Annotated in this window: 8 protein-coding genes; 2 read left to right on the top strand and 6 right to left on the bottom strand. The window is 61.7% G+C overall.

Annotated features, from left to right (window positions below; genetic code table 11):
- Positions 1–266: flavin reductase family protein (locus tag E5W87_RS28085; protein WP_292404938.1), on the bottom strand; the 266-nt coding region annotated here is incomplete at its 3' end.
- On the bottom strand, positions 267–851 hold the full coding sequence (locus E5W87_RS28080) for a nitroreductase (RefSeq protein ID WP_292404935.1): 585 nt from the start codon (positions 849–851) through the stop codon (positions 267–269). It abuts the gene before it with no gap.
- 159 nt (positions 852–1010) lie between these two features.
- Here E5W87_RS28080 and E5W87_RS28075 point away from each other — a divergent pair, with 159 nt between their 5' ends.
- The gene (locus E5W87_RS28075) at positions 1011–1976 is read left to right on the top strand and encodes a hypothetical protein (RefSeq protein ID WP_292404932.1); all 966 of its coding nucleotides are present in this window, start codon (positions 1011–1013) and stop codon (positions 1974–1976) included.
- A gap of 50 nt (positions 1977–2026) precedes the next feature.
- On the opposite strand, the gene E5W87_RS28070 is transcribed toward E5W87_RS28075, so the two are convergent.
- From E5W87_RS28070 to yidD, 4 genes are all read right to left on the bottom strand, one after another.
- Entirely contained in the window at positions 2027–2965 is a 939-nt protein-coding gene (locus E5W87_RS28070) for a lysophospholipid acyltransferase family protein (protein ID WP_292404930.1), read from the bottom strand.
- 99 nt (positions 2966–3064) lie between these two features.
- The gene (gene thrS / locus E5W87_RS28065; RefSeq protein WP_292404928.1) at positions 3065–5041 is read right to left on the bottom strand and encodes a threonine--tRNA ligase; all 1977 of its coding nucleotides are present in this window, start codon (positions 5039–5041) and stop codon (positions 3065–3067) included.
- A 114-nt stretch (positions 5042–5155) separates the two neighbouring features.
- Positions 5156–5989 (bottom strand): class D beta-lactamase, encoded by an 834-nt coding sequence (gene blaOXA, locus E5W87_RS28060; protein WP_292404926.1) that lies wholly within the window; start codon positions 5987–5989, stop codon positions 5156–5158.
- 129 nt (positions 5990–6118) lie between these two features.
- A complete protein-coding gene (gene yidD, locus E5W87_RS28055; RefSeq protein ID WP_292404941.1) occupies positions 6119–6493 on the bottom strand; it encodes a membrane protein insertion efficiency factor YidD in 375 nt (124 codons plus the stop codon).
- Positions 6494–6843: 350 nt separating this feature from the next.
- On the opposite strand from yidD, the gene E5W87_RS28050 reads away from it, so the two are divergent.
- A partial coding sequence (locus E5W87_RS28050; RefSeq protein ID WP_292404924.1) for a LysR family transcriptional regulator occupies positions 6844–7149 on the top strand: 306 nt, incomplete at its 3' end.

Genomic DNA, 7149 nt, shown 5'->3' with positions numbered 1-7149 from the left:
ACCATTTTTTCCGCGAGATCGCGGCTGACGAGATTGGCGACGAACTCGCCTGTCTCTTCGGCGAAGGTGGCGCTGTCCTTCTCGCCTTCGGACGAAAACCAGACGATAAAGGGTCGTGTCGAAAAGGCGTTGAAGAAGGAATAGGGAGCGAGGTTGCGCTTGCCGGCCTTGTTCACTGTCGAGATCCAGCCGATCGGCCGTGGCGCCACGATCGCCTTGGACGGGTCATGCGGCAGCCCGTGCCCTTTTGACGGCTCGTAAAACATTCAGCTGACCCACGGCCCGGCATAATCGGCATAGAGTTTTGTCGGATCAGGCCGCGGCCGCTCTGGCGCCGGCCCTTGATAGGAGCCGATATGGACGAAGCCGACGACGCGCTCATGCGGCGCCAGCCCCAGCATTGCCCTGCCCTCCGGCACATCGGAATACCAGTTGCTGATCATGTTGGTGCCATAGCCCAGCGCATTGGCTGATATCATGAGGTTCATCGCCGCCATGCCGCCGGACAGGAACATCTCCCATTGCGGGATTTTTGGGTTTTCCTTCGGGCTCGACACCACGCCGATCACCAGCGGCGCGCGCGAAAAACGCGCCAGTTCCTGGTTGCGGCGGCCTTCCGGCAGCGGTCCTTCGCGCTGTTCGGCAAGTGCTGCCAGCTTTTTGCCGATCTCGATGCGTGCCTCGCCCCGGTAGAGGATGAAGCGCCAAGGCTCGAGGCGGCCGTGGTCCGGCACCCGCGAGGCGGCGGCAATCATCGTCGCGATGTCAGCGTCGCTGGGCGCCGGTTCCTTCAACTCCGGGATCGGCGCGGAATTTCGGGTCAGCAGAAAGTCGATGATCGGCGACGCCATGGGCGCTAGTCTCCTGGTGGGATTTGAGCTGAAGCGCACCATCGGGACATCGGGCGGCTCGGGCATTGGCGCGTCGCGCCGGACAAAGAGCTCTCTAGCAGAAGCTGATCGGACTCTTAAGCCTTGAAATTGCCACCGCCTTGGGCTTCAACGCAAGGCATGTTTGAGGGGACTTTGCGTCTTTTCCTGATCTGGCTCGCTGCCGCACTGTTGATGGTGCCGGTTTCGCTTGCCGTCGCGCAGGATGTGGACGGCCTCGGTGATCTGAAGCTTCCCGGAATTTCGAGCTATGCACCCCCGAAAAGCGAGACATCGCTGGCATTGGGGAGCAGCGGGGCGATTACGCTATCGGCGCAATTGACCGACAAGGGCGCCGATATCACACGCGGCATCGTCTGGCGCGTCTTCAAGCCTGAGCCGACCGGCGACGGCAAGCTGCCAATGGTCGCTTCCGCCCATGGCGGCAGCGCGGTATTCCAGCTCGAGCCCGGCAGCTATCTGGTCCACGCCTCCTACGGCCGGGCTGGCGCCACCAAGCGCATCACCGTCGGCAAGGACGCCAAGCGCGAAAGCCTCGTGCTCGATGCCGGGGGGCTCAAGCTCGATGCCGTGCTGTCGGGCGGAGTGCGCATACCGCCTAAGAAACTGCGCTTTTCGATCTATGAGGGCCAGGCCGAAGCCAATCACGAGCGCGCCCTGATCATACCCGACGTCGAGCCGAACAGCGTGGTGCGGCTGAACGCGGGCGTCTACCACGTCGTCTCGACCTATGGCTCGGTGAATGCGGTCATCCGCTCCGACATCCGCGTCGAGGCCGGCAAGCTGACCGAAGCGGCCGTCGAGCATCGTGCGGCGGAGATGACCATGAAGCTGGTACGCGAGCCGGGCGGAGAGGCGATCGCCGACACCTCCTGGTCGTTGCTCAACGAATCCGGCGATCCCATCAAGGAAACCGTCGGCGCCTTTGCTTCGATGGTGCTTGCCGAGGGCGACTACACCATCATCGCCAAGAACCGCGATCGCATCTACCAGAAAGATTTTACGGTCGTGGCCGGGCAGAACCAGGAAATCGAGGTCCTCGCCACGGAAGCCTCGGCGATCGATCCCCAAGAAGGCGCGGACTGAGCGGTCCGGACACTGCGTACACGTTTAGGGTCCGCCGCATGGTTTGCCGATCAGGCGGCCTTGCGCATGCGTCGCGGCAGGATCTGGCCGCGGCCGCGCGGTTCGGTGGGCGCCAGATCGAAGACGCCACGATGGAGGCGGTCAAGCAGCGTCTTGCGGTCGCGCAGCGGCTCCAGTTCGCCCCATCCCAGCACGTCACCGACGCGCACATCGATCGATTTGCCGGAGAGCCGCGCGAACTCATGGATGAGCAGTGAGATACGCAGCGTCAGCGAAGCCCTCCCGACGAACTTCGCCAGGCGCCCGTCCCGCTCGGCCATGTTCATCGGACCGCTGACCAGATGGAACAGCCGGCCGTTCTGACCGGAAAAATGCATCGGAATGACCGAGGCCTTGGTATCCTGGACGAGACGGGCCGGAAACATTTTCCATGGCAGATCGCGCGCCCGGCCAAAACCTTTCGGCGCGGTGGCGACGCCGCCCGCGGGGAAGACGACGATGATGACGCCCTCCTTCAGCAGCCGCACCGCCTCATGGCGCACCGCCATGTTGTTTTTCAGCGCGTCCTTGGTCTCGGAAAAGTCGATCGGCAGCGAATAGGGCTCCATCTCGCGGATCTTGAGCAGATCCTTGTGGATCATGACGCGGAACGGGCGCTGAAGCTGCTCAGCCAGCGAGAGCACCGCAATGCCGTCGCCGATGCCGAACGGATGATTGGCGACGATCACCAGCGGCGTGTCAGGCAAGTTTGCCGGCGGCCATTGGCCGGTGGTCCGCACCCCGACGTCGATCAGCTCCAGCATGCGGCTGAACACGCGCTCGCCGGTCGGCACCACCTGGCGGCGCCAAAAATCGTAGAGCGCCGCGAAACGATCGCGGCCGGACAGGCCTTCGATGGAATGGATGAACCAGCGCGTTAAAGCCGGCTGATGCGGACTGGCATAGGAAAGCTCGGGAAACGGTCTTTCGCGCATCTTCAGCTTGAGCATGAGGGCTCGTTACAAGGCTGGCGTGACAAGCATGTGAATGGCGTTGGAAAATGGCGGTGGATCGCTCCACCGCCATTTCGTCGAGGGATCTGGTTGAACTCAGGCCGCTCGTTTGCGCTTGCGGTCGGGCGTCACCGCCTCTTCGGCAAGCATTGCCACCGCCTGCCCAAGGCCAAGCGATTCTTGGTCGCGCGAGCCGAGCCGGCGGATGTTGACCGTCTCCTCCTCCGCCTCGCGCTTACCGCAGACGAGGATGACCGGAACCTTGGCCAGGCTGTGTTCGCGTACCTTGTAGTTGATCTTCTCGTTGCGAAGATCGGCTTCCGCCAACAGTCCGGCCGCTTTCAACTGTGCGACGACTTTTTGCGCGTAATCATCGGCATCGGAGGTGATCGTCGCCACCACCACCTGCAGCGGTGCGAACCACAGCGGGAAATGGCCGGAATAATTCTCGATCAGGATGCCGAGGAAACGCTCCATCGAGCCGCAGATGGCGCGATGCACCATCACCGGCTGCTTCTTTTCCGAATCCGAGCCGATGTAGAAGGCCCCAAAACGCTCCGGTAGGTTGAAATCGACCTGCGTGGTGCCGCATTGCCAGTCGCGGCCGATGGCGTCCTTCAGCACATATTCGAACTTTGGCCCGTAGAACGTGCCCTCGCCCGGATTGACGCCCGTCTTGATCCGGTTGCCCGACCGCGCCGCGATCTTGTCGAGCACGTCCTGCAGCACGCCCTCGGCATGATCCCACATCGCGTCGGTGCCGACCCGTTTTTCGGGGCGGGTCGCCAGCTTGACGGTGATTTCGTCGAAGCCGAAATCGGCATAGGTCGACAGGATCAGGTCGTTGATCTTGATGCACTCGTCGGCGAGCTGTTCCTCGGTGCAGAAGATGTGGGCATCGTCCTGGGTAAAGCCGCGCACGCGCATCAGCCCGTGCAGCGCGCCGGACGGCTCGTAGCGATGCACATTGCCGAATTCCGCAAGCTTTACCGGCAGATCGCGGTAGGACTTCAGCCCGTGCTTGAATATCTGGACGTGGCCGGGGCAGTTCATCGGCTTCAGCGCAAAGACCCGGTCGTCGTCGGTGTCGTCGCCAGCAACCGTCACCTTGAACATATTGTCCCGGTACCAGCCCCAGTGGCCCGACGTCTCCCACAGGCTCTTGTCGAGCACCTGCGGCGCGTTGACCTCCTGATAGCCCTGCTCGTCGAGCCGACGGCGCATGTAGTTGACCAGGTTCTGGAACATCCTCCAGCCTTTGGCGTGCCAGAAGACGACGCCCGGCCCCTCTTCCTGGAAATGGAACAGGTCCATCTCGCGGCCGAGCTTCCTGTGGTCGCGCTTTTCGGCTTCCTCAAGCATCGTCTGATAGGCATCGAGCTGCGCCTGGTCGGCCCAGGCCGTGCCATAGATGCGGGTCAGCATCGGGTTGTTGCTATCGCCGCGCCAATAAGCGCCGGCCACCTTCATCAGCTTGAAGGCATTGCCGATCTGGCCGGTCGAGGCCATATGCGGGCCGCGGCAAAGATCGAACCAGTCGCCCTGCGCATAGATCTTGAGATCCTGATCGTCGGGGATGGCGTCGATCAGCTCGAGCTTGTAGCGCTCGCCCTTGTCGGCAAAGATTTTCTTCGCCTTCTCGCGCGACCAGACCTCTTTGGTGAACGGCTTGTTGCGCGCGATGATCTCGCGCATCTTCTTCTCGATCACCGGGAAATCGTCGGGCGTGAACGGCTCGTTGCGGGCAAAATCATAGTAGAACCCGTTCTCGATCACCGGACCGATGGTCACCTGCGTACCCGGCCACAATTCCTGCACGGCTTCGGCCATCACGTGTGCTGCGTCGTGGCGGATGAGTTCCAGCGCGCGCGGGTCTTCGCGGGTGATGATCTCGATCTTACCAGACTTGCCGAGCGGTTCGGAAAGATCGCGCACCACGCCATCGATCGAGTAGGCAACGGCCTTCTTGGCCAGCGACTTCGAGATCGATTCCGCCAGGCCGGCGCCGGTCATCGCCGCTTCATAGTCGCGGACGGAGCCATCAGGAAATGTCAGGGAAACGGAATTCAGCATAGAGTTCTCCTATCCAGTCCCGCAAACGAGCGCGGGTGGTGATGCCGGACGCGTCCGGCGGCGGCAGCCTTTTAGGGGCAGATTCCCGTGCCGTAAAGGCGGATGGCCGATCACTTAGTCTTGTTTGATGAGATTCGGCAGGTCTTTCAGGAACATCGCCCGCGTCTTGAGGCCCTTGGGTGTGTCCGATCGTTTCGTGTCGACCGCCAGGCGGGCAAAGACGATGTTGCGGCCATCCTTTTGCGCCCAGCCGACAAACCAGCCAAGCGAGCGATTGTCCACGATCTTGTCGGCGTCGTTGCGAAGCCTGGTGGTCCCGGTCTTGCCCTGCACCGTCCAGTCGCCTGCCTGGAAGGTCGGCAAGATCGCCTTGGTCATCGCGTAGGCCTTGTCCGAAACCGGCAGCTTGCGGTCAAGCAGCCGGCGCAGGAAATTCACCTGTTCCACGGGCGAAATCTTGAGGGAAGAATTCACCCAGGACCGGGTGAGGCTATCATTCTTGCCGGCGTTGCCAGAAACATCCGTGTTGCCGTAGTCGAATTTCGACACGTAGCCGGCAAAGCGCTCTCTGCCGAGCCGGCGGGTGATTTCCCGCGAAAACCACAGCACCGAGTCCTTCTCCCAGATCGTCGGGTCGACGGTTTTCTGGTCCCGCTTCACCGCCTTGAACTCTAGCTTGTAATCCCACGCCGGCGTGTGCTCGTCGCTCAGGATTCCGGCGTCATAGCCAATCAGGGCCAATGGGACCTTGAAAGTCGAGGCGGGACTGAAGCGCTGGTCGCAAACCCCTTGCCGATACAGCGTTTCGCCGCTCGCAGCATCCAGGATCAGCGTGCATTCAACGTCGTTCTGCGGCGCAGATTGAGCGCGGATCGGAAAACCCAAAAACCAGGCCAGAAGGTAGAGAACCAACGCGAAAACGAATGGACGGCGGTCTATCTGGCGCATTTGGCAATCTCTCCTGAGGCAGGTCAGGAGCGGCTTAGCGAGGCGTCTTGTCTCGATTTTGTCTTAAATGCGCAAGATGCGGTTAAGGTTAGCAAGTCGTAAAGATCTGCCCGATTGCCCCTACCGCCATCAGCTTTGCAGGTCACTGCGCTTTTTTCCGATCCGCCAATACCGCCAGGGCGTGAACCAGACATAGCGGTCTTCCAGCACTTCCGGCACACGGTCGATGCCATGCGTGCCGAAAGGTCCACAGCGCAGCACCCGGAAAAGCCCCATCCAGCCGCCCGCCCATAGCCCATGGCGCGCAATCGCTTCATGCGCGTATTCGGAGCAGGTTGGCAGGTGCCGACACGAATTGCCGACAAAGCCGGACAGAGTCAGTTGGTAGAAGCGGACGAGCGACGTGCCCAGGAGGCGGCCCGGCGTCTTGCGCCACGGCCCGGGCCAGTTGCGCCCGCGCGATGCCCCCAACGCCGCATGTGCATGTCTGTGCCCGTCGCTCATTGCAGTCCCGTCGTCTTCTTCCTGCCGTCGATAGATGTGGACATTGGACAGGGAAAGCAATGTCTCTTCGATTTCCGAGACGTTTTCCGACTGGCATTTCAATGACGGCGCGGGATCGCCCGGCCCGGCGGGTGGGTCCGCTGAGGCGAACCCGGTTCGGTTCGCCAATTTCCGCCGAATTCGATACGCGTCGGTCTTGGCGATTGAAACGTCACGATCCGCATCACGTCGCCGAAAATATCCAGTAAATCGTTCACGGCCGCATCTCCTTTGAGCGCCGATTAGACCGCTGCTGGCGTTCGTCCTCAAACGAGTATAATTTGCACCTCAGATAACTAGAGATTATGCGAATGAAGCGCGGACGCCTCCCCCTGACGGCTCTTAGAAGCTTCGAAGCAGCCGGTCGTCACCTGAGCTTCAGCCGTGCGGCTGAGGAGCTTTATGTTTCGCAGGCAGCGATCAGCCGCCAGATCCGCGAGCTCGAAACTTTCCTGCGCCAGCCTCTGTTCTTCCGCCATCATCGCCGCGTCGAGCTCACCGACGTTGTCCGGCGCCTGCTGGAGCAACTCGTCAGGAGTTTCGACGACATCGACGGGCTGCTTTCGGAATTGACGGCGGCCCAGACGCAGTACGTGGTCCGTGTCAGCGTCGAGCCG

The sequence above is a fragment of the Mesorhizobium sp. genome (assembly GCF_004962925.1).
In the GTDB taxonomy this organism is placed as follows: domain Bacteria; phylum Pseudomonadota; class Alphaproteobacteria; order Rhizobiales; family Rhizobiaceae; genus Mesorhizobium.
Note: the sequence above shows the minus strand (reverse complement) of the source record. Positions and strands in the feature narration are given on the sequence as shown.